General features: G+C 56.7%; 2 protein-coding genes. Both read left to right on the forward strand.

Annotation, left to right across the window (positions count from 1 at the left end; genetic code table 11):
- On the forward strand, positions 1 to 1,968 hold a 1,968-nt coding region (locus HMPREF2527_RS00670), incomplete at its 5' end, for an FtsK/SpoIIIE domain-containing protein (RefSeq protein WP_141744418.1).
- Between the two features lie 5 nt (positions 1,969 to 1,973).
- Positions 1,974 to 2,336, forward strand: a complete 363-nt coding sequence (locus tag HMPREF2527_RS00675) for a hypothetical protein (protein WP_070505652.1) — start codon at positions 1,974 to 1,976, stop codon at positions 2,334 to 2,336.
- The last annotated feature ends 231 nt before the right edge of the window (positions 2,337 to 2,567 follow it).

The following is a 2,567-nucleotide window of genomic DNA, read 5'->3' on the forward strand; positions in this document are numbered from 1 at the left end:
GCCTCCTGGACGAAGGCATGCCGGGCCAGTGCCGTCGTGCGCCACAACCTCACCGAGCCAGGCCACCCCTCAAGCCTGACCGTATATTACGGGCGCAGCATCGAAGCCGCCAACCCCGAATGGGTCGGTAAGCTGCTCGCTGTTGCTAACCGTGAGCTCTCTGATGGCACCGTCGAATTCAAGATCGACTCGGTCAACAACACCCGCAAGAAGCTCGTCCTCAAGGCCGTACCCACCGCCGAACAGCAAGCCATCAACGAAACCGAAGCCGAAAAGAGCGAGCGCCTCTTCACCGAGGACGTTCAGAAAGCCTTGGGCGATACTGCGACCGTCGACTTTGAACGCAATGAAGACGGCACCATCACGCAGGTCACCGTTCATCACACCAAGAGCATGGAAATCAGTATGCGCCCGTCCTTGAGGGTCAATACCAGTAGTTGGCTGTTGACTCGTTTGCCTGGCGCTTTCCGCTGTAACTGGGATTTGCCGAACGACACGCTGACCTTTAGCCGTCGGAAGGAAATGCCGACGATCGTGACGTTGCCTCCGCATGCCCAGCCGTTGCGTCAGCGTGCCGATAAGATGGCAAGCTACGAGGCCTACAGCAAGTTCAAGATCATGCTTGGTCTGACCGAAGAGGGCGAGTGGGCTACCTGGCACCCCAAGAGTGACCCTCACTTGCTCATCGTTGGTGGTACCGGTTCGGGTAAGACGATCTCTCTGCACAACATCATTCAGCAGATTACCCAGGCTGGATACCGTGTCTGGCTGTGCGACGGTAAGCAGTTTGAGCTCATGGGTTACGAATCCTGGCCTAACGTTGAGCTGATTGCAGACACCGTTCCCTCCCAGATTCGCGCTATCAAGCTTCTGCACGACATCATGCATGAACGCAACGACAAGCGCCGTGTCCGCGCCGCCAAGAACGGCGGAAAGCGATACCGCGTCATTGACTACGATCCGATCTTCTTCATCGGCGATGAGCTGGCACAGCTGAAGGCAAACATTGCTGACTTCTACAACTCCCACAAGGTCAAGGGCATGCCCGCGAAGTCCGAGGTGGATAAGTGGCTTGGCTCCATTGCCCGTCTGTCCCGCTCGTCCATGATTCACATGGTCTCTGGCTTGCAGCAGGGTAACGCAGAAATCATGGGTGGTGAAACCCGTGAGAACTACGGTGCTCGTCTGACGCTGGGGCAGATTAGTAAGGAATCGTCCATGATGATGTGGTCTGATGCGTCTGTGGGATGTGCTGTTCCGCCGGTGAAGGGCCGCGCGTTGGCTTTCCACAATGGCAGGCCGACCATGATTCAGACGGTCTTCGCGCCTAACCCTGACCCGGAGCACCCTGATTACGATGCCGACAAGCTCAAGCAGGTCATGCCGAAGCATCAGCTGTACACCATGAAGTATGTGAAGGAGCTGGAAGAAAAGACTCAGGTCTATAACGAGAAGACGGACGAGTTTGAGGAAGCACTGACCCCCTGGGATGACTACCTTGAAGCACCCATTCTCGCTGAAGACGATGAACCGATTGATGTCGAGTTCATCCGCACTGAGGCTCTTGAAATTGAGCTCAAGCACCTGGAAGCTCAAGCGCAGGAGAAGAACGATGCTGAACCGGACACGCTGACCATGCCTGTAGTCACCCCTGAAGTGGTCATGGAACCTGACGTCTCGCACCAGAATCCTGGCGGAAATGCCTTTGATGAGACCATCTGGGAAGAAGAGCACCACGGGGTGGCAGAGGCTCTTCAGGAAAGCGACCTGGTCGAAATCGATGGAGAGTGGGTCGTCGTTACTTCCTTGTTGAAGAACCCCTTCGGTTCCGGTGGTGAGTCGATTCTGGGTTACCGTACCATCTACGGTGAATCTGGTTCTCTGACCATGAGCCCAAACCAGCCGCTTAACATCCGCCGCGCTCGTAGCGAAGAAGAGATTGAAGCCCGCACCCGAGAGGAGGAATAGGCGCCATGAGCCAAAACAGCCCATCAAATAACGATCTCGAGAACGTCCTCACCTTTGTGGTCATCTTCTTCGTGGCCCCTATCGGCGCTATTGGCGCATGGCTGAGCGGACTGGTGGAAAGCGTGAAGAACTGGCTGGTGTCTTTGGGTATCTTCTTGCCGACCATCCCCACGGCAGAAGGCAACCCAGAAGCTGGAGACGTCACCGAAGCAGCCTCAAACACGAACGCCGTATTCAGCATCCCCGAGCTAGGTATCGCACTGGACACCCCGCGTATCATCTTCCTGCTCTGTATCATCGCGCTGCTGCTGACCTTTGCCGACTACACGGCAAAGGTGAAGCGTGCCCGCCGCGCACGCCGTAGGTAAATGGTGACGGGGTAAGAGGGCATAGCAGATGGGGGCTACCGGCCTGACCTGGTGAGGGCAGGCCGGTAGCCCCTGCTCTGTCCCCTACCCGCCGTAGCGGGGAAGAGGAAGCACGCGGGACCCTAGCCCCCGGGGCAGTGCGCGCACTGGGACCAGAGGGTAGGGGCTCTATTAGCGTCAGACTTAAAACTTAACCAAAAACATGTGGTATAACGTCCTAAATCTGTGGTA

Origin of the sequence: Rothia sp. HMSC071B01, from assembly GCF_001808945.1 — a bacterium.
Classification (GTDB): Bacteria; Actinomycetota; Actinomycetes; order Actinomycetales; family Micrococcaceae; genus Rothia.

Excerpts from the sequence above, each read along its gene's own strand:
- HMPREF2527_RS00675 (WP_070505652.1), top strand. The coding sequence starts at position 1,974 with ATGAGCCAAAACAGCCCATCAAATAACGATCTCGAGAACGTCCTCACC.